Below are 24,565 nucleotides of genomic sequence, written 5' to 3' on the forward strand. Positions count from 1 at the left end.
GCACAGGCACCTCCTTTTTTGTCGCCTCCGTTATTGAAACGATTACGGCTTTATAATTTTTCCTGCTTCTGCCATTGTCTCAACGATCGTGTACATATTTGTCACACTTCCTACTTTTAATTTTTCCTTTAATCCATAGTAGTCCAGACATGTCCCACAGGTCAGTATTTCCACCTTTTGCTCCTGCATAAACTCTAGATCTTTGAGTACGTCGCTCCCTTCACAGGTAAGCTGCGCCCCTCCGTTATAAAACAGGATTTTTTCAGGAAGGGTATCTAACTGCGTAAGGGCGAACAAAAAACCTTTCATCAGCACCTTTCCTAATTCATCCTTTCCTTCTCCCATTCTGTCTGAAGAAATCACAACCACTGTACCGCCTGCGTTTCCTGTGTTTTCCGCGCAACCGCCGCTTTTTTCAGGTTGTATCTCTTTGCTGCCGTCTTTCTCCTCACTGTTTCCTGTACAGTCGATCAAAATCTGGTATCTGCCCTCTTCTATTTTTTTAGAAACTGCCTTTTTCCCTGTCTGGCTTACAAACTTTGTGACATTCTTCACAGCAGTCTCGTTATCGACAAATACTTCCACCATATCCGGTGCCTCTAAATTCTCCAGTGCCTTTTTCGTCTTAACCACTGGAAGAGGACAAGCGTCCCCTATTGCATTTACTGTTATCATACTTTCACACTCCTTTGTCTTTACTTATACCTAACGGGTATATCATAACCCACTCCCTTTGGGATGGCGGGCTTCGCCCGACAAGGTATACCCAAAGGGCATCCCGTATTTTACTCCCTCCGGGATGGCGGGCTTCGCCCGACAAGGTATAGATATATTTGAGCTCCATAAAACCGGTTATCTGCGTTCTCTTAATTTCTTCAATATCACCATAACATTCGGCTGCGTTGGAGTAAATTTAATACCACGTTTCAACATTCCTATAATTTTTCTTGCTTTTCGCTCAATCTCTTTAGCAGTATGCTCACTAGTAAGTATCAGATGATTTCCTGCTTTATTCCCTTTGAGATACGGATCTGACATATCTTCAAAAAATTTGTCCTCGATAATATAAAAGCCTGATTTCTTCATTTGTATATCCTCATTATGAAAAAGTCCCCCGCCTTGCGGCGAAGGACTATACTTTCGACCCGACCATTTATATACCACATATCGGTCAGTAGTAAACTTTCTTTGTACCTACATTCTAGCAAGCACAAAGAAGAAAGTCAATAGGGCTTTCTCTCTAAAATCATATACAGAATATGCGTAATTATGCATATTTTCATACATCAAATAATAAAAACGATTATTATCAATATAGTTTATTTAAGACACAAATCCAGTCTCTTTAAAATTAAATATATCGCTCTTATAATAAATCACAAGTTTAATATTCTCAAACCTATTTAGCCATTGAACTATCTCTTTCCACCACATTTTATCTATTTGCCCAAAAACGAAGGTATAAGGACGGCCATCATCTTCCCCTGTGCTTCTCTTTCCTTTTCTGCTGTTTTAATTCAAACTGCCGCTGTTTCTCTGCCTCCCGTTGTTCTCGGCTCAAAGTCTTACGTTCAATTTTTAACTGTTCCTGCTGCAATTTCAAAGCCTGTTGCGATTTTGTGCTTATTCTTATGTTCTGTACCTGTTTTCGCACTTCTCGCTGTATCCGTTTCGGATTACGCCCAGTCTCTTTTACATCAGTTGCCACAGCCGAACTAAATCTCAGCCGATAGTAATTTTTCAAAACAAATTCATACACTTCATAGTCTTTTGGTTCTGCACCAAATATAACCTTGCATACAGATAGTTTTTCTTCCGATATACATTCAAAAACACCTACCCAAAATGGTTCCTCAAAAAATACTGTCAATCTGCCTGATACTTTGTCCATGACAATTCCTCCTTAAAAATGATTGTAATGAACAAAGAACGGACGACCCTAAGGAGGGAGGGTTACTTACACCAGACGGTGCGGCCGGGCTACCTACCGGCTCTGTAAGAGCGCACCTCTTACGTTGCGTTTTTATCTTTGCTCTTTGACTTTACCACATTATCGGCTTATTATCCACAAGAACCGAACCAAGAAAGTAATTTTTTCATCTCTCCCCTCTGTCTAAAATCTTCCATCCTTTCCTCCAGACCTCTATTTGTATTTTCTCGGTTCTGTACTTCTACTATTGAAAAAGCAGGCAGTATATGAGATTATATATGCAGATTTTGAAGATTTCAGTAATGAGAAAGGATTATAGGATTATAAGATGTGGATTGCAGATAAATGGAAAGATTATGAAGTTATTGACTGTTCCAGAGGAGAAAAACTGGAACGATGGGGCAGCTATCTTTTAGTACGTCCGGATCCCCAGGTCATCTGGGATACACCCAGAACAGACAGCGGATGGAAAAAGAAAAACGGGCATTACCACCGCAGTAAAAAAGGCGGCGGTGAATGGGAATTCTTTGATTTGCCCAAGCAATGGCAGATACAGTATGGCCCCCTTACTTTTAATCTCAAGCCCTTCAATTTTAAACATACAGGACTCTTCCCAGAGCAGGCAGCCAACTGGGATTGGTTTTCTGAAAAGATACGAAATGCCGGCCGTCCGGTAAAGGTACTCAATCTATTTGCCTACACAGGCGGCGCAACACTTGCAGCCGCAGCTGCAGGGGCGCAGGTTACACACGTGGACGCCTCCAAGGGAATGGTCACCTGGGCGAAAGAAAACGCTGTATCGTCTGGATTAAAAGACGCCCCTATCCGCTGGCTTGTGGACGACTGTGTGAAATTTGTAGAACGGGAAATCCGGCGCGGCAATACCTATGACGCTATCATCATGGATCCTCCCTCCTATGGAAGAGGCCCCAAAGGGGAAATCTGGAAGATTGAAGATATGGTACATCCATTCGTCAGACTATGTACACAAATTTTATCTAAGGACGCCCTGTTTTTTCTTGTAAATTCTTATACAACCGGACTTGCTCCCGCTGTCTTAACCTACTTGATCGCAACAGAATTGAAACCCTGGCAGGGACATGTCGTTTCTGAAGAAATCGGACTTCCGGTCAAAAACAGCGGTCTGGTTCTTCCCTGCGGTGCCTCCGGCAGATGGGAACGTTAAGTTTCTTTTTCGGATTCAGGCATCTTATCGTACTTGAATCCGATTTAAAATTTCTCCGATCGGTGCGGCAATCGTAAGGTTCGCCCTTACACTTTTTGCTGTCTCTGACTTGTTAATTACAATAAGATGTCTACCCCTAAAGTAATCTATAAAGCCTGCCGCCGGATAGACTACCAGTGATGTGCCGCCGATAATCAGCGTATCCGCCTCTGCAATTGCCCGGACAGCTTTTTCTATCACTGTTTGATCCAGTGCTTCTTCATAGAGCACTACGTCCGGTTTCACCAGACCAGAGCAAGTACATCTTGGGACTCCGGGGGACGCTTTCACATAAGCCGCATCATAAAACTTTCCACACCGCATACAATAATTACGGTGAATACTTCCATGCAGCTCATAGACAATCTTGCTGCCTGCCGCCTGATGCAGACCGTCAATGTTCTGGGTAATTACGGCCTTTAATTTCCCCGCCGCTTCTAGCTTGGCAAGCTTTTTATGTGCGGGATTCGGCTTTGCATCCAGTATCATCATCTTTTCTTTATAAAATTCATAAAAGCTTTCCGGATGCTTCATAAAAAATGTGTGACTTACCACCTCTTCAGGAGTATATTTATACGCCTGATGATAAATCCCTTCTGCACTTCTGAAATCCGGTATATTGCTCTCTGTCGATACGCCGGCGCCTCCAAAAAACACAAGATTACTGCTCTCATCGATCATTTTCTGAAGCTGTTCTACTTCTTGCTCGTACATTCTTTATTCCTCCCTCCAGTATACTGACATTAGAATCTGTTTTGTGTTTTCTCAACTGTTTTTCGCTTTATAACCTTCTCCCCATGTCCACATAGCATCCAGAATTGGCTTCAGGCTCTTTCCCAATTCCGTTAGACTATACTCGACTCGCGGCGGTACCTCCGCATAAACGCGACGATTTACAAGCCCTTTCTCCTCCATATCTCTAAGCTGTGTAGTCAATACTTTCTGCGACACACTGCCAATTGATTTTTTTAATTCTCCAAATCTCTTTTTTCCCGGCATTAAGTCACGCAGAATAAGAACTTTCCATTTGTCACTTATCAGCATAAGTGTTGTTTCAACCGGACAAGCCGGTAACTCTTTTGCTGTCTCCATTTTCTCACTCTCCTTCAATAGTTTCTTTTTAGTAACTACAGCACAATAAAGTGCTTACTTTACAAATAACACTTACAAACTTATTATAATCGTGCAGGCTGCACATTGCAATCTTAAAAATAATTCAAGCAAGGAGGTTTTTCGTATGAAAGAAGTTGTAAAATTTTTGCAGGAAAATCCTGTACAGTATCTCGCCACCGTCGGTCGTGACGGAAGCGCAAAGTGCCGTCCGTTTATGTTTGCAGGAGAATTAGACGGTAAACTCTGGTTCTGTACTAACAATCAAAAAGAGGTCTACAAAGACATGCATGCTAACCCACATATTGAGCTTTCTGTTTCCAGCCCTACTTATGCCTGGATTCGGCTACGCGGCGAAGCTATTTTTGAGAACAATATATACGCTAAAGAAATGTGCATACAGAATCCAATTGTCAAACAGCAGTATGGTGAAGCGTCCAATCCTGTCTTTGAAGTATTCTATCTAAAAGATGCTCATGCAGTAATTGCAGATTTTTCTGGTAATCCGCCCAAAGAATACGAGCTGTAAGCAACATTCTCATCGTTGCGAACGTGTAGCAGTTCAGCCAAAAGCTGAGCTGCTATTCGAAAATTATTTTACAGTCTGACTTTACACATGAAGGGAGATGAAACAGGTTTTGACACAAGAAGAACGTCTGGACTTTTTAATCGTTTATCTACTTCAGGAACAGATAAAGTATAAATTTAATTCGATTCCTGAGACTGTCGAGGAAAAACGGCAATTATTTAGAAGCCTGATGAATATACGTCCTCCTGTTCCGATAGGAAGTGAGTATTTAAAAGTCCAAAATGAATATTTAAAAGAAAGGCTTATAGAAAAAGGCATTACAGAGAAAGCGTCTTTAAAGTCCATACAGCCCGGTCTGTATCTATGGAAAGGTGATATTACCACGCTTGCTGTAGATGCAATCGTCAATGCTGCCAACCGCCAGATGTTAGGCTGCTTTGTACCTTGTCACCCATGTATTGATAATGCAATCCATACCTATGCAGGCGTGCAGCTTCGCCTTGAATGCGATCGCATCATGTCAGAACAGCAATCGGAAGAACCTATCGGCAGGGCAAAGATTACAAAAGCCTATAATCTTCCCTGCCGTTATGTGTTACATACAGTAGGTCCTGTTATTTATAGGGACGTTTCGGAAAAAGACTGCATATTACTTTCAAGCTGCTATCACGCCTGTCTAGATCTGGCTGTAGCCTACAATTTGAAAAGTGTGGCGTTTTGCTGTATCTCCACTGGAGAATTTCATTTTCCTAATAAACTGGCCGCTGAAATTGCCATCCAAACTGTTAAAGAATACCAGGAAAAAAATCCAGACACAATCGAGGTGATTTTTAATGTTTTCAAAGACATCGACTATGAAATCTATAACTCCCTGCTGCAATAAAACAACACAGTTAAAGCAGGAAATCGATAGAGCAGACGCTATTTTAGTCGGAGCCGGAGCCGGGCTTTCTGCTTCCGCCGGACTGACTTATACAGGAGTCCGGTTCGAAAAATACTTTGGAGATTTTATTAAAAAATATAATTTCCGTGATATGTATTCCGGTGGTTTTTACCCTTTTGATACTTTAGAAGAATATTGGGCATATTGGAGTCGGTATATCTATATTAACCGTTACCACAATGCACCAAAAAATGTTTACGGAAGTCTTCTAAAGCTGCTCCAGAAAAAGGACTATTTTATTCTTACAACGAATGTTGATCATTGTTTTCAAAAGGCTGGCTTTGATAAAAACCGACTGTTCTATATGCAGGGAGACTATGGACTTTGGCAGTGTTCCAAACCCTGCCATCAAAATACATATGACAATGAGCGTACTGTCAAAAAAATGTTTTTAGAACAAAAAGATAGGAAAATCCCAAGCAAATTAGTACCGTACTGTCCTGTCTGCGGAGCACCTATGTCCATGAATTTGCGTGCAGACCTAACTTTCGTTGAAGATGAGGGATGGCATAAAGCGGCCGGGCGATATCAGGACTTCTTAAGTCGTCATAGAGGATTGCACCTTTTATACCTAGAATTAGGCGTAGGAGTCAATACTCCGGCAATTATCAAATATCCGTTTTGGAAAATGACCTTCCAAAATCCAATGGCGGTTTATGCCTGCATCAATCTATCCGCTCCGTACTGTCCAAATGAGATAAAAAAACAGACAATCTGTATCCATGATGACATAGGAAATATTATAAATAAACTGCTAATTTTGAAAGAAACATCTTGTTAATATGGAACCTACTACGATGTACGTAAAGATCCTAGAGCAGATGAGATCTCTGTTTAGGCGAAACCGCCTTTTATCTTGGAATGTCCTTTACATTCCCTTTTTGAATATGTTTTTCCACAATTTTTTCCATCTGCTCCCACACTATGGCAGACGTCTCAGGAATCCGTCTGTTCCTCTTGTAGATCTGGGACTTATGTACTCCATGTTCCGCCCAGCTTTTCCCGTCAGACGCATCATTTAAGAGAAGCGGCTGAAAGTTATCCAGAAGGTGCGCGAATTTTGCTTCCGGCGTCTCATACGCCTCAAATTCTTCCCACAGAGCGCGGAACATCTCTCCTTGATCCTTTGGAAGCATCCCGAAAATTCTGTCTGCGCCCTTTTCCTCCCTCTCTCTTTTTGACTGCGCGCCTTCTTCATCATAGGCGTACGTATCCCCTGCGTCGATCTCTACCAGGTCATGGATCAGTACCATGATTATCACTTTTGTAATATCTGCCTTTTCCTCCATATGTTCCTGCAAAAGAACTGCCGACAAAGCCAGATGCCACGAATGTTCTGCGTCATTTTCCTTTCTCGTTCCGTCTGCAAGATATGTCTGACGGAAAATATTCTTTACCTTGTCCACTTCCACAATAAATTCCATCTGCTGCTTTAATCTTTTAAGCGTTTCTTCTCTGTCTTTTCTCCGCGTCTTTTCCATTCATCCTCTCCCCTTCTTATTTGATTTCCAGTTTGGCAACCTCCATCATTCCTTCCATGCCAAATTCTTTTAAGACTGTCTCAATCCCTTCTTCTATCTCTGTACGGGAATACCCATGATTTTCCAGAAAGTCGTTTGTGTACAGATTGATATAATAATAAAATGCCAGCGCCAATTCCAGATAGTCCTGTTCCTTCCTGTCTAGTTTTTCGTACAGCAGGTTTTCTGCCTCATTGATCTTTCCCTCATCTGCCAGCTTGCAGAGTTTTAAATAAAAATCTTCCCCGCTGCGGTATTTATTCTCCATAGCCAGCTCATAGAAAGGCGTTTTTCTATGGAAGATAATCCGCGCTAATACCTCTGTCATTTCCTTAATCATCCGCATGATGTAATCCTGCTCATAACGCATCTTTTAGCTCCTCTCCTTTTTCGTCTACTGTTTTCTATCCCTTCTGCGCTTCGTGCAAAATACCAAGCACTTGCCGGAGGGCATGCAGCTCTATCTGTCCCGGTGCAGACGTCTTCCCCAGGCTTGCGAAGGTCACCGCACAGCCAAATGTTTCTCCGCTTATCCGGCTTATCATCCCTTCTTTTCCCATAGACATAGTAATCACCGGACAGGAGAGACACCCCGCCGCTTCTGCCGTAACCGCCAAAAGCTCCGTCACATCTTCTTTCCTGCGGGGCATGACAGCCAGCTTCGCTATGTCGGCTCCTGTCTCTTCCATTGCCTTGAGGCAAAGCAACATCTCTTTTCGCGGAGGTGTCTTTTCAAAGTCATGGCTGGAGAGCACAGTTTTCACCTGGTTTTCTTTGGCAAGGTACACCAGCTGCTCTACTGCTTCTTTCCCCATAAAATATTCAATGTCTATAAGATCTGCATATCCACTCTTTATCATCTGACTGTTCAGCGCACTATATTCCCGGACCGAAATCTCCTTTTCTCCGCCTTCCTTCTTTGAGCGGAAGGTAAATAACAGTGGTTTTTCTTTTAAAATCTGTCTTACTTTTCCTGCCGTCTCAATCACCCTGTTTTCGCACAGAATTTCCTCATACCAATCCGCACGCCACTCCACCATATCAGCCGGAGCATTTCTTGCTTCCTCTGCATATTTTATAATTTCTTCCTGTGTTTTTCCCACAATGGGAACACAAATTTTAGGTATTCCGTTTCCTATTTCAATCTGTCTTACTCTGACCCCTTTCATACGTATCCTCCCAATTTTTTTCTTCTTATATGCCAAAGAGGCTGTCCTGAAAACCTGCAATCGTTTCCAAGACAGCCTTTTTAATTCTTATAAATCGACACGACCTGTTGTCTCTCCATTAATCACGTAATATGCGGCAGATTCCTCTGGCTTTAGATAAATCTTAACCTCCTTCATATCACTGACTTTATTTTTCAGGACTTTCGTCCACACTTCTTTTACTTTCTGGAGAATCTCTTTATCTGTATATTCTTTTCCTGCAAACTGAAGGAACATCTCTGTCTTAAGTTCTACCTTCTTCGCGGCTTTTCTTACAGATGTCTTTTTAGCAGAAACCGTCTTTTTTAACGCCGCTTTCTTTGCCGTTGTTTTGTCTTCTGTTTTTTCTGCCGGCACCGGTTCTTTCAAAACGGCTGCTCTTGTCTCAATCGCCTTTGTCGTATCTTTCTTTGTCTCGATTGCCTTTACCGGTGTTTTCTCTTTTGAAGATGTTTTTCTTACTGCCATACTTGTTCCCTCCTGTAAAACGTCCAAGTATTTTCTTCTTAAAATTTTCAAGTCTTCCTGTTACAACCCTTATTGTAACTCATTTCATACAAAACGTCAAAACCTTTCCGGCAGACGCTTACTTCTTTGACTTTGCTTCATAGCCCCGGAAAAACTCTGCCAGCCCTTCCAATGTTTTTAAAAGAATTGGAATTTCTGTCTCATCTAACTTCTCAATCACAGCCTTCGTCATCTGTCTGTGAAATTCTGCATGGTGATGATATGCTTTTCTTCCTTTTTCTGTCAGTCTGACATACACCACTCTGCGATCCTGCTCGCTTCTTTTTCGCACCACATATTTTTTATTGACCAGACTGTTGACCGCTGTTGTAAGAGACCCTGCTGTAATCCCCAATTTCTTTGCGACTACAGACATCGTATTTTCTTCTCCCAGTCCGATTGCCTCTATAATATGCATATCGTTGTTGGTAATATTTTTATATTCCTCTGTAATGATAGCTTCCTCCTCCCGTTTCCAGATCTCATTGAACAGGTGGACTAAAATATCATTGATTGTCTCATACGCGTTCATGCAAGGCCCCTCCTTTCTGTACCTTATCGAGCAAAGCTCGCCCTCCCGCAGGGAATGTATTGCGGTATGCCCTTTAGGGTATACTATACTACGGCAAACAGCGATTCTACTACTTCTTTTACCGTCTCTATCCGTCTGGCTTTCCACGCCTTCGCACCACAGAATACCAAACCGTTTTCTATATTTCCCTTCACTGCCTCAATCAGTCCGTCTGTAATACAGTACGGGATCGTCGCCGGACTACATTTTGCAAGGCAGCCATGACATGGGCTGTGCGGGATCTGTTCTCCTTTTGCCACACGTTTCATAAATGGATTAAGTACGGCTCTGCCCGGCATCCCTACCGGACTTTTCACAATCGCAATGTCTTCTTTTTCTGCTTGTATATATGCCTCTTTATACCGAATATCGGCGTCACATTCTTCTGTTGTCACGAAACGGGTGGCTACCTGTACGCCGTCCACCCCTGTCTTAAGCGCCTCGTTTACATCCTCCCTGTCGTAAATTCCTCCTGCTACAACCACTGGAATATGAGCTTTGTATTTTTCTCCATAGGAGCGTACTGTCTCTATCACTCTTTGAATCTCTTCCTTGTACTTTTCCGGAGTGTATATGTCAAGCTCTTCCTTGTGAAACCCCAGATGTCCTCCTGCCAGAGGGCCTTCGATCACGACCAAATCTGCCGTACGCTTAAATTTTCTGTCCCAGTATTTTAAAATAACCTTTGCAGATTTTTCTGTAGAAACAATAGGCGCAATCTTTGTACTGCTCCCTTTTGTCAGCGCCGGAAGCTCTGTAGGAAGTCCCGCCCCTGATATGATAATGTCCGCGCCTGCTTTGACCGCCGCTTTCACATGCTGGGCGTATTCTCTCAAGGCGACCATAATATTGAATCCAACGATTCCATCCGGAGACAGCTTTCTTGCCTTCTCCATTTCTTTCCCGATCGCTCTTAAGTTGGCTTCCTTCGTATTCTTATCAAAATCCGGTTCCCTATATCCTATCTGCGCGCTGGATATGATTCCGACGCCGCCTTCTCTTGCCACAGCGCCTGCAAGCCTTCCAAGACTTACTCCTACGCCCATGCCGCCCTGTATAAGAGGAAATCTGGCTGTTTTCTCTCCGATTTTTAACTGTTTCATGCTCTTCTTCCTTCCGCCCGCCTTCAAAGCTGGCATTTTACATTCTCCGAAAGCGTTCATACCTGTCTTGTGCAAGTTTCCTGCCGTCTGTCTGCGTATATGTCTCCAGAAATCTATCAATCGCTTCTTCAAGTTCTAAGATTACTTCTTGTATCGTATCTGCTGTAAAATCCTCTGGCTCTGGAATGATTTTTTCAATCACTCCCAGCTCCTTTAAGTCCTGCGCTGTCAGCTTCATGACTTCTGCCGCCTCACGCGCCCGTCCGCTGTCTTTCCATAGAATACTTGCAAAGCCCTCCGGAGACAGTACAGAATAGACGGCATTTTCCAGCATCCACACCTCGTCTGCCACTGCAAGCGCAAGCGCACCGCCGCTTCCGCCTTCTCCAATGACAATGGAGAGCACTGGAACCTGTAAAGCCGACAATTCAAACAAATTCTTTGCGATTGCCTCTCCCTGTCCTCTTTCCTCTGCTTCCAGCCCACAGAAAGCTCCCGGCGTATCTACGAAACAGAGCACCGGGCGGTGAAATTTTTCCGCCTGCTTCATCAGCCTGAGCGCTTTTCTGTACCCTTCCGGTGAAGGCATAGCAAAATTACGCTTTACGTTCTCTTTCGTTGTCTTTCCTTTTGCCTGCGCAATCACAGTCACCGGCATACCATGAAAACGGGCAATACCCCCTATAATGGCCGGATCATCTTTATAGTAACGATCTCCATGCAGTTCTATGAAATCCGTAAACAGGCTGTCTACATAGTCCGCACCGACGGGACGCCCTTTCTTTCTGGAAATCTGTACTCTGTCCCAGGCACTTCTTGCATGGAGCTTTACGTGCTGCCTTTCTTCTTTCTTTGTCAGGCAGGTGTCTGTTGTCTGTGTTTTGTCCTTCTTACACAAAATTTCCCCTTTGCTGTGCAGGCGTACTATCTGTGAAAGAACCTGTTTCATATTTTCTCTTTCTACAATCGAATCTATAAAGCCATGCTCCAGTAAAAATTCAGAACGTTGAAAGCCTTTCGGAAGCTTTTCCCCTATCGTCTGCTCAATCACGCGCGGCCCTGCAAAGCCTATCAGCGCTCCTGGTTCTGCCAAAATGATGTCTCCTAACATGGCGAAGCTTGCCGTCACGCCTCCGGTTGTAGGATCGGTCAGAACGGAAATATACAGTCCCCCTGCATCACTGTGCTTTTTCAACGCGGCCGAAGTCTTTGCCATCTGCATAAGAGAAAGAATACCCTCCTGCATTCTTGCACCGCCTGAACAGGCGAACAAAATAACTGGCAGTTGTTCTTCTGTCGCACGCTCTACTGCACGCACAATCTTCTCTCCGACGATTTCTCCCATACTTGCCATCAGAAAACGTCCGTCACATACCCCCAGTACTGCCGGTATACCGTCGATTTTTGCCTTTCCTGTCACAACCGCTTCATTCAATCCTGTAGATTGTCTTAATTTTTCTGCCTTTTCTTTATATCCTCTAAAGGACAGGGGATTTACAAATTCCATCTCCTTATCCCATTCTTCGAACGTTCCCTCGTCTGCTATCATCGCAACTCTTCTGTAAGCATGCACGCGGAAATACCCGCCGCATTTGGGGCAGATATAATATCCCTGCTTTACATCCTCTGCTATAATAGCCGCCCCACATTTATTGCATTTGCGCAGAAGGCCTTCCGGCACTTCTGGACGCTCCTTCAATGCAATATAATTCTTTCTGCTCGTCTTTTTAAACATATTCTGCAATTTCATCAGACAATTCCTCCAAAGAGATTATTCTCCCTTTTCTTTTCCCATCTTCTCGATGAATTCTATGTCAATATCTCCACTCACGAAATCTGGATGATGCAGGATTTCATACTGATAGTCCACATTTGTGTCGATCCCTTCGATAATGACTTCTCCCAGGGCGCTTCTTAGCTTCATCACAGCTTCTTTTCTGTTTTTTGCATGTACGATCAGCTTCGCCAGCATAGAATCATAGTACGGCGGAACTGTATAACCACTGTAAATAGCGGCGTCAATGCGCACGCCCTTTCCTCCTGGAAGATACATATCTGTAATCGTTCCCGGAGAAGGACGGAAATTTTTCTTCGGATTCTCCGCATTGATCCGACATTCGATAGCATGACCTGTAATCTTGACATCCTCCTGGGCATAGCTTAACCTTCTGCCGTCTGCAATGCGTATCTGCTCCTTAATCAAATCAATTCCTGTCACCCACTCCGTCACAGGATGTTCTACCTGGATGCGCGTATTCATCTCCATAAAATAGAAATTTCCATTTTTCTCCAGAAGAAATTCAATCGTTCCTGCATTGACATAGTTTGCCGCCTTCGCCGCTTTGACCGCTGCTTCTCCCATTTTTTTCCTGAGCGTATCATTTAGCGCTATACAAGGGGACTCTTCAATCATTTTTTGGTGATTTCTCTGAATAGAACAGTCTCTCTCTCCTAAATGAATCACATTTCCATATTTGTCAGCAAGAATTTGAAATTCAATATGTCTCGGGTGCTGTACGAAATGTTCTATATACATCGTTCCGTCACCGAATGCGTTTACAGCTTCCTGCTGCGCCGTATGGAAACTGTTTGCAAATTCAGACGCATCCTTAGCGACGCGCATTCCTTTGCCGCCTCCGCCAAGCGCTGCCTTTATAATCACCGGATACCCAATTTCTCCGGCGATTTTTTCTCCGCTTTCCGCTTCCGTCACCGGTTCCTTGCTGCCCGGTATAACCGGAACCCCCGCGCTTTCCATTGTATTTCTGGCAACCGATTTATTTCCCAGACTGGCAATCACACTGGAATCCGGCCCGATAAAAATGATACCGCACTTTTCGCACAGCTGGGCGAATTTACTGTTTTCAGACAGGAATCCGAAGCCCGGATGAATCGCATCTGCCCCAGAGACAAGGGTCGCGCTTATGATTCGTTCCATACTTAAGTAGCTGTCTGACGAGGGAGCCGGCCCGATACAGATCGCTTCATCCGCAAGCTGGGTATGCAGCGCTTCTTTGTCCGCCTCTGAATAAACCGCCACCGTCTCAATCCCCATCTCACGACATGCCCGGATAATCCGTACCGCTATCTCTCCGCGGTTTGCAATCAATACTTTCTGAATCATGTTCTTACTCCCCTACCATAAATGTCAGTTCTGCGCTGACTACCACTTTTCCGTCCACAGTGGCAACCGCCTCGCCGACTCCGACAGGCCCTTTTTGTTTTATAATCTTTGTCTCAAGCTTTAACTTATCTCCCGGAAATACCATTCCTTTAAAACGGCATTTCTGTACCCCTCCGAAAAAGGCAATTTTGCCTTTATTTTCCGGAACGCTTAAAATTGCCACCGCCCCTGTCTGGGCAAGCGCTTCTAAGATTAAGACGCCCGGCATAACCGCCTTTTGCGGAAAATGTCCTTTGAAGAAATCTTCTCTGTATGTGACACATTTATATCCTACAGCGTACTGTCCAGGCTCGTAATCCTCAATGGCATCCAGAAGCAAAAATGGATGTCTGTGTGGAATAATTTCCTGAATCTGTTCTATATTCAAACTGTTCATCTATCGCACCTTTCCTTTCTAACGAATCACAAACAGGGGCTGTCCATATTCCACTGCTTCTCCGTTCTTTACAAGGATTTCACAGATTTTCCCGGAAAATTCACTTTCAATCTCGTTCATCAGCTTCATTGCCTCCACAATCGCCAGAACCTGCCCTTCCTTTACCGTATCTCCCACCTCTACATAGGCTTTCGCATCCTCGGCAGGCGCTGCATAGAAAGTTCCAACCAGAGGAGATTTTACTATATGGCCTTCTGTCTTTGTATTATCTGCTTCCTCTCTCTTGCCTGTCTCCGGTGTCAACGCTGCTGCCGGAGCTGTCTGTGCAAAGAAGGCGTCCGTACCACAGGAGGCAATATCCGCCTGCCCCTGCATCGGCATGCCTGACACCATCTGAGGAAGAACCTGCTGAATTTTCACTTCTTTTTCCTGTTTCTTTAAGCAGACTTTTTCATTCTCTTTCTCATATTTTAATTCTGTCAGTTCTGATTTTGATACCGCTTCTACCAACTGTAACAACTCATCAAATTTCATTTTTTTATTTCTACCCTTCATATTTCTTCAACAATAAGGTTGCATTGTGCCCGCCGAATCCAAGGGAATTTGTCAAAACATAATTGACTTCCTTCTCAACCGGGGCCCCCAGCGCATAATTCAAATCACATTCCTCGTCTGTCTGCACTGTTCCCATAGTCTGATGGATAAATCTATCTTCAATGCTCTTGACACACACGACAAATTCTACGCCTCCTGCCGCGCCGAGCAAATGTCCAATCATAGACTTCGTGGAGTTAATAACAACCCCTTTTGCCGCTTCCCCAAGCGCATATTTAATCGCCCTTGTCTCAAACAGATCGTTGTGGTGCGTACTTGTTCCATGCGCATTGATATAGTCAATCTGTTCCGGCCTCACTTGCGCTTCCTGCATGGCAAGCTTCATTGCCATGCCTGCGCCTTCCCCATTTTCTTCCGGAGAGGTGATATGGTAAGCGTCCGCAGTCGCACCGTAGCCGACAAGCTCTGCATAGATTTTCGCGCCTCGCCTCTTCGCATGTTCCAATTCCTCTAACACAACAATTCCAGCACCTTCTCCCATGACAAATCCATCTCTGTCCTTGTCAAACGGGATCGAAGCACGCATCGGATCCGCAGAGGTAGAGAGCGCCGTCAGTCCGGTAAATCCTGCCACTCCAGTTGGGCAGATGCTGCTCTCTGTGCCGCCCGCAACCATCACATCCGCGTCCCCATACTGAATCGCGCGGAACGCATCTCCGATACAGTGTGTTCCAGAAGCGCAGGCCGTCACGACATTCGTACATTTTCCTTTTAGTCCAAGCTGAATCGACACATTGCCTGCCGCCATATTAGAAATCATCAAAGGCACCATCAGAGGATTTACCCGGCTGGGACCTTTTTCTACAATCTTTGTATAATTTGTCTCTACTGCCTGCAGACTTCCAATTCCAGAGCCTACAATCACTCCTGTACGGTACGCATCTTCTTTGCTCATGTCCAGCCCCGCGTCCTCAAATGCCTCCTTCGCCGCAGCAACCGCATACTGTGAAAACAGCTCCATACGTTTCGCCGCTTTGAAATCCATGCGTTCTTTTGCAACAAATCCCTTTACTTCCGCCGCAATCTGTACCTTATAGTCTGAAACATCAAATTTCGTGATCGGGCCAATTCCAACTTTCCCTTCTCTGATTCCGTTCCAGAATTCTTCTACTGTATTTCCAATCGGCGTTACCGCCCCAAGTCCGGTTACTACAACTCTTCTTTTCATACCTCTTCTCCTTCTACATTGCCATTCCGCCGTCTACATTTATTACCTGTCCGGTGATATATCTTGCTTCATCGGAAGCGAGGAAAGCAACTGCCTCCGCGATGTCTTCCGGTTCTCCAAATTTCCCAAGAGGAATCTGTGCACACGCCGTGTCTTTTACCTTATCTGAGAGCACTGCTGTCATCTCCGTACGGATAAATCCCGGTGCCACTGCATTGACCGTAATCCCTCTGGAGGCAAATTCTCTTGCTGCTGACTTTGTCAGTCCGATAACGCCTGCCTTAGATGCGGAATAGTTTGCCTGCCCTGCATTTCCAAGAACACCAGAAACCGACGCCATGTTGATGATGCGTCCGCTTCTTTGCTTTATCATCTGTCTTGCCGCAAAACGAATACAGTTGAAAGTTCCTTTTAAGTTTGTATCAAGCACCGCATCATAGTCTTCCTCTGACATCTTCATCAAGAGGCCGTCACGTGTGATTCCAGCATTATTTACCAGAATATCGATTCTTCCATACTGCTTTACAATCTCCCCCAAAAAGACTTCGCAGGAAGAAAAATCCGATACATTACATTGGTAGATTTCCGCTTTCCCACCATCTGCTTCGATCTTACGCTTCACATCTTCTGCTCGTTCTTTCGAACCGTTATAATTGATAATTACAAGCGCTCCCTGTGCAGCCAGCTTCTTCGCCACCGCTTTGCCGATTCCTCTGGAAGCCCCAGTTACAACTGCTACTTTGTCATTTAACATAGCTCCTGCACCACCTTTTCTACATCCTCCATGCAGCCGACATTTCGGACTCTTACCTCTTTGTCAATCTTCTTCATAAATCCTGCAAGTGTACGCCCCGGGCCGATTTCCACAAAGGTATCCACCCCGTCCTCTATCATGCGCTCCATACTCTGCTGCCAGCGTACGGATGAGGCTACCTGTCTGGAAAGGAGTTCTTTTGTCTGACTGCTGTCTGTTATATATTCTGCTGTCACATTGGTTACATAAGGAATCGCAAGTGGCTTTAACTCTACCTCTTCTAACACCTTTTGAAGCTCTTCTCCTGCTTTTTGAAGCATCGGAGAATGGAACGGGCCGCTGACATTCAAAATCATAACACGTCTTGCTCCGGCGTCTTTCAGCGCTTTTTCTGCTTTATCCACCGCCTCTGTCCATCCGGTAATTACAATCTGTCCCGGGCAGTTATAATTCGCCACAGTCACACCGTCTATATTTCCAACGATTTCTTCTACCGCTTCATTCTCCATGCCCAGCACTGCCGCCATAGCGCCCTTTCCTTTCGGAACGGCTGTTTCCATTAAGATTCCTCTTTTTCTCACTGTCTTAATTGCGTCTTCTGTGCTCATTGCGCCCGCAGATGCAACCGCACAGTACTCGCCAAGGCTTAATCCGGCCGTCACGTCCGGCTTTAGCCCTTTTTCTTCTAATACCTTTTCCATTGCCATACAGACCGTCACAAGCGCCGCCTGTGTATATTCCGTCTGATCCAGCTTCTCATTTTCTTCAAAGCACAAGGCTTTCATATCTATATCCAGCAATTCGGACGCTCTGTCAATGATCCTTCTTGCTGTTTCACTCTGTTCATAAAAATCCTTTCCCATTCCCGCCTTCTGCGCTCCTTGTCCGGGAAAGATAAATGCTATTTTACTCATAGAAGCCCTTTCCTCCAATTAAATCGTCTGTTTCCCTCACTAGTTTCTGGATCAGTTCCTGGCAGGTCAGCTCTTCTTTCACCATTCCCGCAATCTGTCCTGCCATCACGCTTCCATTCTGGACATCTCCCTCTACAACAGCCTTCCTAAGCCCGCCTAAGGTCAGAAGCTCCAGCTCTTCAAAAGTCGCGCCTTCCTTTTCTTTCTCTAAGTATACCTTCGTCATCTGGTTTCGAAGGGCCCGAACCGGATGTCCTGTCGTTCTGCCTGTCACTCTGGAGTCAATGTCCCGCGCTTTGATAATGCATTTCTTATAATTTTCATGTACCTGAGATTCTTTCGTCACTACAAAATGCGTCCCCATCTGCACGCCCTGCGCGCCCAGCATGAACGCTGCGGCAATTCCTCTGCCGTCTGCGATACCTCCTGCCGCAATCACCGGGATATTTACCGCATCCACAACCTGGGGAACTAAAACCATTGTCGTATTCTCTCCAATATGTCCCCCCGCTTCTGTTCCTTCCGCTACGACCGCGTCGGCACCGCTTCTTTCCATACGTTTTGCCAGCGCTACAGAAGCTACGACAGGAATGACTTTCACTCCCGCCTCTTTCCACATCTTCATATATTTCTCTGGAGAACCGGCGCCAGTAGTTACTACCTTGACCCCTTCCTCCACAATCACTTTCGCCACGTCGTCCGCATAAGGACTCATCAGCATAATATTTACGCCAAACGGTTTCTCTGTAAGTTTCTTTGCTTCTCTTATCTGTTCCCGCACCCAGTCCGCCGGTGCGCTCGCCGCGCCAATCAGTCCAAGCCCGCCTGCCTGGGATACGGCGGCTGCAAGATGATATTCAGCAACCCATGCCATTCCGCCCTGTATGATTGGGTATTCAATTCCTAATAGTTCGGTTACTTTTGTTTTCATGCTGACAACCTTCCTCTTCTCTTTTTTGACAGCGGCAGGGGAAATCCCCCGCCAGCTTTTGTCCTGTCATAATTTATTTATGAGCTTCCAGATATTTTACAACATCTCCGACCGTTGCAATCTTTTCCAAATCCTCTGATGGAATTTCCACTTCAAATTCTTCTTCAAACGCCATAACCATTTCAAATAAATCTAAGGAATCTGCTCCCAAATCGTCCTTAAAAGAAGTCTCCTCTGTAATAGATGCTGCGTCCGCTCCTAAAGATTCTGCTACAATTTCTTTGATTTTCTCTAACATTTTTTCATTTCCTTTCTTTTATTTCTTCTTTCAATCTTTGTATGCCGTTTTGCAAGGCTGCTCTTTTTCCGCTATGCTTCCGGCATCCTAAGTTATTTATATTGTAATCCGGCGACGCCGGTAATTACCTTTTTTCATTTTCTACCGTAACAGTTCAGCCATACAGTGTGCGGGAAGCATAAAACATGCCTGCATGTTTTTGCGAGCGTACATCTGTATGAGTTTAAGCGCCCATCAATGAGTAAAACGGTGGCGGCAGCCACGATAAGCACGCAGTGCGGTTTTACGAATGGCGCGGGCTGAACCGTTACTTTCTACCATTCCAGAAGAGCCGCTCCCCAGGAAAGCCCCGCCCCGAATCCGGCAAGAATGATCTTCTGCCCCTTTATAAATTTCCCCTTACGATTCATTTCGTCTAAGAGAATCGGGATACTTGCGGAGGATGTATTTCCATATTCCTCCAGATTCATAGGAAACTTCTCTATGTCTGTCTTCAGACGTTTCGCCACCGCTTCTACAATTCGTCTGTTTGCCTGGTGCAAAATAAAATAATCAATATCGTCCGCCTTAAGACCTGCTTCTTCTAACACCTCTTCCACTGCTTTTGGAACCTTTTTCACTGCGAACTTAAACACACTCTGTCCGTCCATCTGCATATATGCCTGTAAATCCCGCGTCCTTGCAGGGCTCCCCTTTCTGTGCCTGCTAAGGCAGGTAAGAGCTTCTCCTTTTTTGCCGTCTGAATGACTCACACTGGGAAGCAGCTTCCCTTTTTCCGCTTTTAACACTGCCGCCCCAGCTCCATCACCAAATAAAATACAGGTACTTCTGTCTTTCCAGTTTACCAGATTCGACAGGCTTTCTGAACCGATAACCAGCACTGTCTTTGCCATGCCTGCCGCGATATATGCCTGTGCGGTATTATATCCAAAGAGAAAGCCTGCGCACGCTGCATTGATGTCAAACGCCGCCGCATTTACTGCCTTTATATTTTTCTGTACTTCACATGCCGTACAGGGAAGTATCACTTCGGAAGAAATCGTAGAGACTAAAATCAAATCAACCTCCTCCGCTGTAATACTGCTTTGTTCTAATGCCTTTTTGGCCGCTTCCGTCGCCATAGAAACCGTTGTTTCTTCCTTGATAATCCGCCTTCTTGCCACTCCGGTCCGTTCCCGTATCCAAGCGTCGTTCGTATCTACTATCTTTGCCAGATCGTCGTTGCTTACTATTCGTTTTGGCAGGCTGGAGCCTGTTCCATATATTTTTCCAATCATATACATTCTCCATATTTACCAGCTGCTTTTGCAGCTTAATACTTTGGCTCTAAAATACTTTGACTTTCAAAGTATATCACAAAAAAAAGAAAAGTCAAGAAAAAAATCTCCTAAAGGGCACACCGCCTTTTGAAGGACTTTACTCCTTCAAAAGACTGCCTACTTTTTCTAAAATCTCTGTATACTTTATTTTGCGATAGTCTGTCGCATCTATTTCTATGAGAGTCCCCAGCTCAAATGTATCATATCCCCTTGTCATACAGCGTTCTCTGAAAATATCATACGTTACGATACAATCCGCCCTGCTTCTGTCTTCCATTTCATCTCCCAGGTGATACTTGCTCACCAGATGCCCTAAATGTCTGGACGGATCCAGATCACGGCTTCTGGAACGCTCATACAGTATGTCTATATCTCCGGTAAGGCGAATCGTGATCATCTGATACTTGTTTTTTTCTGCCAAATCTGCCAGTCTTCCCTTTTGTTTTTCACTGAACGGATAATCCGAAATCAGCATCCTCCCTTCCCGCATTTTTTCATCTACTGTCCCATAATACTTTGTCCAGCTTAACATTTCCAGCTTTGTCTTTTCTTCCATGCTGTCAAATCCATATTCGTCCCATAGTGCCTCTTTCATGTCGTCCTGGGAAATCGCCTGAAACTGAGGATACTTCTCCAAAATCTGCTTACACAGATAAGACTTCCCGGTGGCAGGATAGCCGGCAAGCAGAATCATTGTCTTTTTCATTTTATCTTCTCCCTTACACTTAGGAAGGGGCGCCGGCACCACCGGACACCCCTCCCCTTTTTTATTCTCTGCTTTTTACGCCTTATAGCTTAAATAAAGATGCTTTCTCTTTTACAATCTCTTTGATTCTGTCATTTGCAGGCCCTAAGAGCTTCCGCAGTGATGTCAGCGGTGTCACGTCCTCTGCCGTAAAGGTTCTGCTTACCACCTCTATATAGGATTTATTCAGTTCTGTCCCTACATTGATTTTCTTCATTCCTTCACGCACGCACCGTCTCATATCTTCATCCGACACACCTGTGCCTCCATGAAGTACAAGTCCTGTATCTCCCAGCTTTACCTTCAATTCCGCAAGCAGTTCATAGTTAATCTTCGCTTTCGACTTATACTGTCCATGTGTTGTGCCTATGGAGACTGCCAGTGCGTCAACGCCCGTCTCTGAAGCAAAGCGCAGCGCGTCCTCTGGTCTCGTATACATAGCGGCGTCCTTCGCCACAACCACGCCTTCCTCTGCGCCGCCGATAGAGCCCACCTCTCCTTCTACGGACACACCGTGTGCATGTGCGTACTCCACCACCTCTTTTGTATTTTTAATGTTTTCTTCCAGCGGCAGAGAGGAGCCGTCATACATGACAGAGGAATACCCGCAGTTGATCGCTTTTTTCAGCGCTTCTATGTCTTTACAGTGATCCATGTGAAGCGCCACACTGACAGAGGAGGTTTCCGCCAGTGCTTTCACTGCCGCGATCAGTGGTTCAAAGCCGATATATTCCGCCGTCCCCAGTGAGGTCTGTAAAATGACCGGAACATTTAATTCCTCTGCCCCCTTTATCATGGAAGGCAGCATCTCAAAACAATGTACGTTAAATGCTCCTACTGCCCCTTTTCTTTCGTTTTCTTTAAATAAATCCACCAAATTTTTATACATGAAAAGCCTCCCTGATTTCTTGTTCTATAGCCGAGATATCCTTTTTATAAGCTCTGTAATTTGTTCTTTTTTTGTTGCTTTACGCAGTTCATTTAAAATTTCTTCATCACTGATCATAATGTTAAATTGCCGCAAGGCTTCCAAATGGGATGTATTATCCGTTGTACAAAAAACAAATATGAACTCTACAGGATCATTAAATTTATTTCCAAATCGAACAGGCTCTTTCAGCCTTAAAATTGACATTCCAATTCGGTTCACATGATTGAAGGATCTTGCATGTGGGAGTGCAATTCCCTTTGCAATTACCACGTATTCCCGTTTTTCCTCCAGAGTATCCATAATGTCTTCTATATATTCTTTTTTTATATATCCATTTTTCATAAGGATACTGCCGGAAGCCTCCACTGCTTCCCGCCAGTTATCACAGTCATACCCAATGACTATATTTTCTGGTCTTATAATGTCTTCTAAAAGTGGCCTTTCAAAATTTCTATGGTACTCTTTGAACCCAAAAATATCTAACAGACTGTCGTAAAGTGCTTTATAATTTGTAATCTGGCAGTTGTCCGTTACAGCATCCATAATCTTCGCCAACAAATTATAGTCTATCACTCTAGTGGGAAGATATTGCTTCAACAGCCTGATATCCTCTGGGGTAAGCGTAGGACTCACCTTTATATACGATTTGGTATCCAGTGGAATCGTACTTATAATTAATATTTCTTCCTCTATATGTTTCGTATATTCTTCTAATTGGTTATATGGGATAATATCTACCACATTTACCTCAAAGATAGCATTTAGCCGGTAATTTAGTAATCTAGAAGTAATCTGACCAGAAGCACATACAATAAGAACCTCTTTTTTGTCCGCCACCAGAGGTCTGTATCTTTGTAACGCCTCTACAAATATAGACGCAATATGATTCAGCCAGTTTTCGTTCAGACAAATTCCAATTCCCTTTTCTAAAACTGGAAGAGATGCTCTTACAACAGGCAATATATCTGGACACAGCTTCAGCACATAGGAATGAACATCCTCATTAAATTCCAATGGATGTCTGTCTTTGTTCAAAATCGTACATATATCTGTGTTTAGCATATCTATCAATATTTTATCCTTGGTGAAATCGACTTCCAGACTTTTCCCCACACTATCGATAAAATCTAGCATTACAACCTGCTTATCTATATAATTGATATTTTTATATGCGAGATTTCCGTCGCACAATATACTATTGAGCATTTTGCCCGCATAATATTTATCAAAACTTGAAAGAAAAAGACCTGACGTTGTTTCTATATCACAGATAATCATTTTTAATATTTCTCTGTTTTTCTGATCTTCTGCTTCTACAGGCGCCCCGCCTTCATACCTGCCATATTCTTTTATGCGGAGCAGCATAACAGAAATACTCGAAAAGAGATATAGATAAATATGATCTGGAAATATTCTGTTTGTCCTACATTCTATCTTTTTAATGCAAGAATCTACACTGGCATAGTGAATATCTTTGAAAATATAATCTAGTGAACTAACTTCTTTCCTGTTCTTTTTATTACTGCCGTTCTTAATACTTCTCAGCACTTCCTCTATTTTGACATATTTCTGCATGAAGTCTACGACAGAATCCCGTATGTCCTCCTCTTTTCCCTTCAATTTCATGCCATAATGCGCAACTGTTTGAATTTCTGCACTTTCGAATGGATAATGCCGTTTTATCTTATTTAGATCATTCATAACTGTACTTCTGGAAACAAAGAGTTCATCCGCAAGTTTTTGTGTTGTTATATATTCATCCGTCGTAAGTAAACGATAAAAGATCGTAAACATTCTTTCTTCCTGGGATAGTATTCTTCCATACGCTCCACTTTCCTCAAGAAGCTTAAGCACCTGGCATCGCTCCGCTTTGTTCCCCGCAAACCCGATTCCTGATTTATTTTTTCTTATCAGACAGGGGAAGCCGTTGCACTTTAAGAAATAATCTATTTCATCTAACTCATACCGCACAGCACGGGAACTGATGCTTAACTCATCGGCCAAATCCGTCAGTGAAAATGCTGTTTTCCCTTCCAACAGCCGCTTTAAAATATAGATTCCTCTGTTTTTCAGCATAGGCTCCCCCTTTTCTCTAAACCGGAGACAGTATCGCTTCTACTGATTCTGCAATACTATGTACATAAAATAAATGAAGCGCTTCTACGATCATTGCATGCCTGCTGTTTACCGGAAGCCATATATCTGCAATACTTTTTAACTTTCCGCCATCCGCATCTGTAAATACAGCCGTTTTTATCCCGCTTTCCTTTGCCGCTTTGACAGCGCGAATAATATTCTCCGAATTTCCGCTTGTGCTGAACGCCCACAAAATATCTCCTGATTTACCCAGCGCTTTTACCTGCTTAGAAAACACATACTCATATCCATAGTCATTTGTCAGTGCTGTCAATACCGAAATGTCTGCTGTTAAAGCAATGGCCGGATATCCTGTTCTCTCCCAGTTCCTCATGTGTCCAATAAAATCATTTGTGATATGTGACGCTGTCGAAGCACTTCCTCCGTTTCCACACAGCAACACTTTGTTGCCATTTTCTATTGTTTCTTTTGTAGTCTTTATACATTCATACGCCGGCAAAAAATATGTGTCATCCGCCGTATTCATACTTTCTCTTAGTCTTTCGAAATTGTCTCTGAAAATATCTTCTTTCACTTTTATGCCTCCG

The 24,565-nt window shown here is 43.9% G+C and carries 29 protein-coding genes; 4 read left to right on the forward strand and 25 right to left on the reverse strand.

Going from position 1 to position 24,565, the window contains the following annotated elements:
- Window positions 1–42: 42 nt before the first annotated feature.
- The 3 genes from yedF to H8S37_RS07985 form a co-directional block, all read right to left on the reverse strand.
- Complete coding sequence (gene yedF / locus H8S37_RS07975; RefSeq protein ID WP_186875445.1) at window positions 43–675, reverse strand: sulfurtransferase-like selenium metabolism protein YedF; 633 nt, start codon at window positions 673–675, stop codon at window positions 43–45.
- A 177-nt stretch (window positions 676–852) separates the two neighbouring features.
- The gene (locus H8S37_RS07980; protein ID WP_186875446.1) at window positions 853–1,086 is read right to left on the reverse strand and encodes a hypothetical protein; all 234 of its coding nucleotides are present in this window, start codon (window positions 1,084–1,086) and stop codon (window positions 853–855) included.
- Window positions 1,087–1,474: 388 nt separating this feature from the next.
- Window positions 1,475–1,891, reverse strand: coding sequence for a YjdF family protein (locus H8S37_RS07985; protein ID WP_186875447.1), 417 nt, complete (start codon window positions 1,889–1,891; stop codon window positions 1,475–1,477).
- 367 nt (window positions 1,892–2,258) lie between these two features.
- Here H8S37_RS07985 and H8S37_RS07990 point away from each other — a divergent pair, with 367 nt between their 5' ends.
- On the forward strand, window positions 2,259–3,116 hold the full coding sequence (locus tag H8S37_RS07990) for a class I SAM-dependent methyltransferase (RefSeq protein WP_186875448.1): 858 nt from the start codon (window positions 2,259–2,261) through the stop codon (window positions 3,114–3,116).
- A 24-nt stretch (window positions 3,117–3,140) separates the two neighbouring features.
- On the opposite strand, the gene H8S37_RS07995 is transcribed toward H8S37_RS07990, so the two are convergent.
- Complete coding sequence (locus H8S37_RS07995; RefSeq protein WP_186875449.1) at window positions 3,141–3,869, reverse strand: NAD-dependent protein deacylase; 729 nt, start codon at window positions 3,867–3,869, stop codon at window positions 3,141–3,143.
- Between the two features lie 51 nt (window positions 3,870–3,920).
- The gene (locus tag H8S37_RS08000; RefSeq protein ID WP_186875450.1) at window positions 3,921–4,247 is read right to left on the reverse strand and encodes a winged helix-turn-helix transcriptional regulator; all 327 of its coding nucleotides are present in this window, start codon (window positions 4,245–4,247) and stop codon (window positions 3,921–3,923) included.
- A 145-nt stretch (window positions 4,248–4,392) separates the two neighbouring features.
- Here H8S37_RS08000 and H8S37_RS08005 point away from each other — a divergent pair, with 145 nt between their 5' ends.
- From H8S37_RS08005 to H8S37_RS08015, 3 genes are all read left to right on the forward strand, one after another.
- Window positions 4,393–4,794: a pyridoxamine 5'-phosphate oxidase family protein gene (locus H8S37_RS08005; RefSeq protein WP_186875451.1), complete on the forward strand. Its 402-nt coding sequence runs from the start codon at window positions 4,393–4,395 to the stop codon at window positions 4,792–4,794.
- Between the two features lie 97 nt (window positions 4,795–4,891).
- Window positions 4,892–5,677 (forward strand): protein-ADP-ribose hydrolase, encoded by a 786-nt coding sequence (locus tag H8S37_RS08010; RefSeq protein WP_186875452.1) that lies wholly within the window; start codon window positions 4,892–4,894, stop codon window positions 5,675–5,677.
- Window positions 5,628–6,518, forward strand: coding sequence for an SIR2 family NAD-dependent protein deacylase (locus tag H8S37_RS08015; protein ID WP_243207087.1), 891 nt, complete (start codon window positions 5,628–5,630; stop codon window positions 6,516–6,518). The genes H8S37_RS08010 and H8S37_RS08015 overlap by 50 nt, the downstream gene beginning before the upstream one ends.
- 70 nt (window positions 6,519–6,588) lie before the next feature.
- On the opposite strand, the gene H8S37_RS08020 is transcribed toward H8S37_RS08015, so the two are convergent.
- From H8S37_RS08020 to H8S37_RS08115, 20 genes are all read right to left on the reverse strand, one after another.
- Window positions 6,589–7,218, reverse strand: a complete 630-nt coding sequence (locus tag H8S37_RS08020) for an HD domain-containing protein (RefSeq protein WP_186875453.1) — start codon at window positions 7,216–7,218, stop codon at window positions 6,589–6,591.
- 16 nt (window positions 7,219–7,234) lie between these two features.
- Complete coding sequence (locus tag H8S37_RS08025; protein WP_186875454.1) at window positions 7,235–7,627, reverse strand: DUF6483 family protein; 393 nt, start codon at window positions 7,625–7,627, stop codon at window positions 7,235–7,237.
- Window positions 7,628–7,661: 34 nt separating this feature from the next.
- Window positions 7,662–8,426 carry a type I 3-dehydroquinate dehydratase gene (aroD, locus tag H8S37_RS08030; RefSeq protein ID WP_186875455.1) on the reverse strand — a complete coding sequence of 255 codons (765 nt, stop codon included), beginning with the start codon at window positions 8,424–8,426 and terminating at the stop codon, window positions 7,662–7,664.
- 87 nt (window positions 8,427–8,513) lie between these two features.
- Window positions 8,514–8,933 carry a DUF6465 family protein gene (locus H8S37_RS08035; RefSeq protein ID WP_243207088.1) on the reverse strand — a complete coding sequence of 140 codons (420 nt, stop codon included), beginning with the start codon at window positions 8,931–8,933 and terminating at the stop codon, window positions 8,514–8,516.
- Window positions 8,934–9,051: 118 nt separating this feature from the next.
- Window positions 9,052–9,504, reverse strand: coding sequence for a MarR family winged helix-turn-helix transcriptional regulator (locus H8S37_RS08040; RefSeq protein ID WP_186875456.1), 453 nt, complete (start codon window positions 9,502–9,504; stop codon window positions 9,052–9,054).
- Between the two features lie 83 nt (window positions 9,505–9,587).
- Entirely contained in the window at window positions 9,588–10,646 is a 1,059-nt protein-coding gene (locus H8S37_RS08045; protein ID WP_186875457.1) for an NAD(P)H-dependent flavin oxidoreductase, read from the reverse strand.
- A 37-nt stretch (window positions 10,647–10,683) separates the two neighbouring features.
- The gene (locus tag H8S37_RS08050) at window positions 10,684–12,396 is read right to left on the reverse strand and encodes an acetyl-CoA carboxylase carboxyltransferase subunit alpha (protein WP_186875458.1); all 1,713 of its coding nucleotides are present in this window, start codon (window positions 12,394–12,396) and stop codon (window positions 10,684–10,686) included.
- A 21-nt stretch (window positions 12,397–12,417) separates the two neighbouring features.
- Window positions 12,418–13,770, reverse strand: coding sequence for an acetyl-CoA carboxylase biotin carboxylase subunit (locus tag H8S37_RS08055; protein WP_186875459.1), 1,353 nt, complete (start codon window positions 13,768–13,770; stop codon window positions 12,418–12,420).
- A 4-nt stretch (window positions 13,771–13,774) separates the two neighbouring features.
- Window positions 13,775–14,206: a 3-hydroxyacyl-ACP dehydratase FabZ gene (fabZ, locus tag H8S37_RS08060; protein ID WP_186875460.1), complete on the reverse strand. Its 432-nt coding sequence runs from the start codon at window positions 14,204–14,206 to the stop codon at window positions 13,775–13,777.
- Between the two features lie 18 nt (window positions 14,207–14,224).
- Entirely contained in the window at window positions 14,225–14,740 is a 516-nt protein-coding gene (accB, locus tag H8S37_RS08065; RefSeq protein WP_186875461.1) for an acetyl-CoA carboxylase biotin carboxyl carrier protein, read from the reverse strand.
- A gap of 10 nt (window positions 14,741–14,750) precedes the next feature.
- Window positions 14,751–15,989, reverse strand: coding sequence for a beta-ketoacyl-ACP synthase II (fabF, locus tag H8S37_RS08070; RefSeq protein ID WP_186875462.1), 1,239 nt, complete (start codon window positions 15,987–15,989; stop codon window positions 14,751–14,753).
- 13 nt (window positions 15,990–16,002) lie between these two features.
- Window positions 16,003–16,743: a 3-oxoacyl-[acyl-carrier-protein] reductase gene (gene fabG, locus H8S37_RS08075; RefSeq protein WP_186875463.1), complete on the reverse strand. Its 741-nt coding sequence runs from the start codon at window positions 16,741–16,743 to the stop codon at window positions 16,003–16,005.
- Window positions 16,737–17,657, reverse strand: coding sequence for an ACP S-malonyltransferase (gene fabD, locus H8S37_RS08080; RefSeq protein ID WP_186875464.1), 921 nt, complete (start codon window positions 17,655–17,657; stop codon window positions 16,737–16,739). Before fabD ends, fabG begins: the two co-directional genes overlap by 7 nt.
- Window positions 17,650–18,633: an enoyl-[acyl-carrier-protein] reductase FabK gene (gene fabK, locus H8S37_RS08085; protein WP_330604906.1), complete on the reverse strand. Its 984-nt coding sequence runs from the start codon at window positions 18,631–18,633 to the stop codon at window positions 17,650–17,652. The genes fabD and fabK overlap by 8 nt, the downstream gene beginning before the upstream one ends.
- A 28-nt stretch (window positions 18,634–18,661) precedes the next feature.
- Complete coding sequence (locus H8S37_RS08090) at window positions 18,662–18,886, reverse strand: acyl carrier protein (protein WP_186875466.1); 225 nt, start codon at window positions 18,884–18,886, stop codon at window positions 18,662–18,664.
- Window positions 18,887–19,200: 314 nt separating this feature from the next.
- Complete coding sequence (locus tag H8S37_RS08095) at window positions 19,201–20,163, reverse strand: beta-ketoacyl-ACP synthase III (protein ID WP_186875467.1); 963 nt, start codon at window positions 20,161–20,163, stop codon at window positions 19,201–19,203.
- Window positions 20,164–20,302: 139 nt separating this feature from the next.
- Window positions 20,303–20,911, reverse strand: a complete 609-nt coding sequence (locus H8S37_RS08100; RefSeq protein WP_186875468.1) for an AAA family ATPase — start codon at window positions 20,909–20,911, stop codon at window positions 20,303–20,305.
- 82 nt (window positions 20,912–20,993) lie between these two features.
- Window positions 20,994–21,839 (reverse strand): class II fructose-bisphosphate aldolase, encoded by an 846-nt coding sequence (locus H8S37_RS08105; protein WP_186875469.1) that lies wholly within the window; start codon window positions 21,837–21,839, stop codon window positions 20,994–20,996.
- Window positions 21,840–21,863: 24 nt separating this feature from the next.
- Entirely contained in the window at window positions 21,864–23,957 is a 2,094-nt protein-coding gene (locus tag H8S37_RS08110; protein ID WP_186875470.1) for a BglG family transcription antiterminator, read from the reverse strand.
- Window positions 23,958–23,973: 16 nt separating this feature from the next.
- Window positions 23,974–24,552 (reverse strand): D-sedoheptulose-7-phosphate isomerase, encoded by a 579-nt coding sequence (locus tag H8S37_RS08115; RefSeq protein WP_186875471.1) that lies wholly within the window; start codon window positions 24,550–24,552, stop codon window positions 23,974–23,976.
- Window positions 24,553–24,565: the final 13 nt, after the last annotated feature.

Origin of the sequence: Mediterraneibacter hominis (genome assembly GCF_014287475.1) — a bacterium.
In the GTDB taxonomy this organism is placed as follows: domain Bacteria; phylum Bacillota; class Clostridia; order Lachnospirales; family Lachnospiraceae; genus Mediterraneibacter; species Mediterraneibacter hominis.

Bases quoted from the DNA above. Each gene is read 5' to 3' on its own strand.
- yedF (WP_186875445.1), bottom strand. From the start codon at position 675: ATGATAACAGTAAATGCAATAGGGGACGCTTGTCCTCTTCCAGTGGTT.
- H8S37_RS07980 (WP_186875446.1), bottom strand. From the start codon at position 1,086: ATGAAGAAATCAGGCTTTTATATTATCGAGGACAAATTTTTTGAAGAT.
- H8S37_RS07985 (WP_186875447.1), bottom strand. From the start codon at position 1,891: ATGGACAAAGTATCAGGCAGATTGACAGTATTTTTTGAGGAACCATTT.
- H8S37_RS07990 (WP_186875448.1), top strand. From the start codon at position 2,259: ATGTGGATTGCAGATAAATGGAAAGATTATGAAGTTATTGACTGTTCC.
- H8S37_RS07995 (WP_186875449.1), bottom strand. From the start codon at position 3,869: ATGTACGAGCAAGAAGTAGAACAGCTTCAGAAAATGATCGATGAGAGC.
- H8S37_RS08000 (WP_186875450.1), bottom strand. From the start codon at position 4,247: ATGGAGACAGCAAAAGAGTTACCGGCTTGTCCGGTTGAAACAACACTT.
- H8S37_RS08005 (WP_186875451.1), top strand. From the start codon at position 4,393: ATGAAAGAAGTTGTAAAATTTTTGCAGGAAAATCCTGTACAGTATCTC.
- H8S37_RS08010 (WP_186875452.1), top strand. From the start codon at position 4,892: ATGAAACAGGTTTTGACACAAGAAGAACGTCTGGACTTTTTAATCGTT.
- H8S37_RS08015 (WP_243207087.1), top strand. From the start codon at position 5,628: ATGTTTTCAAAGACATCGACTATGAAATCTATAACTCCCTGCTGCAAT.
- H8S37_RS08020 (WP_186875453.1), bottom strand. From the start codon at position 7,218: ATGGAAAAGACGCGGAGAAAAGACAGAGAAGAAACGCTTAAAAGATTA.
- H8S37_RS08025 (WP_186875454.1), bottom strand. From the start codon at position 7,627: ATGCGTTATGAGCAGGATTACATCATGCGGATGATTAAGGAAATGACA.
- aroD (WP_186875455.1), bottom strand. From the start codon at position 8,426: ATGAAAGGGGTCAGAGTAAGACAGATTGAAATAGGAAACGGAATACCT.
- H8S37_RS08035 (WP_243207088.1), bottom strand. From the start codon at position 8,933: ATGGCAGTAAGAAAAACATCTTCAAAAGAGAAAACACCGGTAAAGGCA.
- H8S37_RS08040 (WP_186875456.1), bottom strand. From the start codon at position 9,504: ATGAACGCGTATGAGACAATCAATGATATTTTAGTCCACCTGTTCAAT.
- H8S37_RS08045 (WP_186875457.1), bottom strand. From the start codon at position 10,646: ATGAAACAGTTAAAAATCGGAGAGAAAACAGCCAGATTTCCTCTTATA.
- H8S37_RS08050 (WP_186875458.1), bottom strand. From the start codon at position 12,396: ATGAAATTGCAGAATATGTTTAAAAAGACGAGCAGAAAGAATTATATT.
- H8S37_RS08055 (WP_186875459.1), bottom strand. From the start codon at position 13,770: ATGATTCAGAAAGTATTGATTGCAAACCGCGGAGAGATAGCGGTACGG.
- fabZ (WP_186875460.1), bottom strand. From the start codon at position 14,206: ATGAACAGTTTGAATATAGAACAGATTCAGGAAATTATTCCACACAGA.
- accB (WP_186875461.1), bottom strand. From the start codon at position 14,740: ATGAAATTTGATGAGTTGTTACAGTTGGTAGAAGCGGTATCAAAATCA.
- fabF (WP_186875462.1), bottom strand. From the start codon at position 15,989: ATGAAAAGAAGAGTTGTAGTAACCGGACTTGGGGCGGTAACGCCGATT.
- fabG (WP_186875463.1), bottom strand. From the start codon at position 16,743: ATGTTAAATGACAAAGTAGCAGTTGTAACTGGGGCTTCCAGAGGAATC.
- fabD (WP_186875464.1), bottom strand. From the start codon at position 17,657: ATGAGTAAAATAGCATTTATCTTTCCCGGACAAGGAGCGCAGAAGGCG.
- H8S37_RS08090 (WP_186875466.1), bottom strand. From the start codon at position 18,886: ATGTTAGAGAAAATCAAAGAAATTGTAGCAGAATCTTTAGGAGCGGAC.
- H8S37_RS08095 (WP_186875467.1), bottom strand. From the start codon at position 20,163: ATGATTGGAAAAATATATGGAACAGGCTCCAGCCTGCCAAAACGAATA.
- H8S37_RS08100 (WP_186875468.1), bottom strand. From the start codon at position 20,911: ATGAAAAAGACAATGATTCTGCTTGCCGGCTATCCTGCCACCGGGAAG.
- H8S37_RS08105 (WP_186875469.1), bottom strand. From the start codon at position 21,839: ATGTATAAAAATTTGGTGGATTTATTTAAAGAAAACGAAAGAAAAGGG.
- H8S37_RS08110 (WP_186875470.1), bottom strand. From the start codon at position 23,957: ATGCTGAAAAACAGAGGAATCTATATTTTAAAGCGGCTGTTGGAAGGG.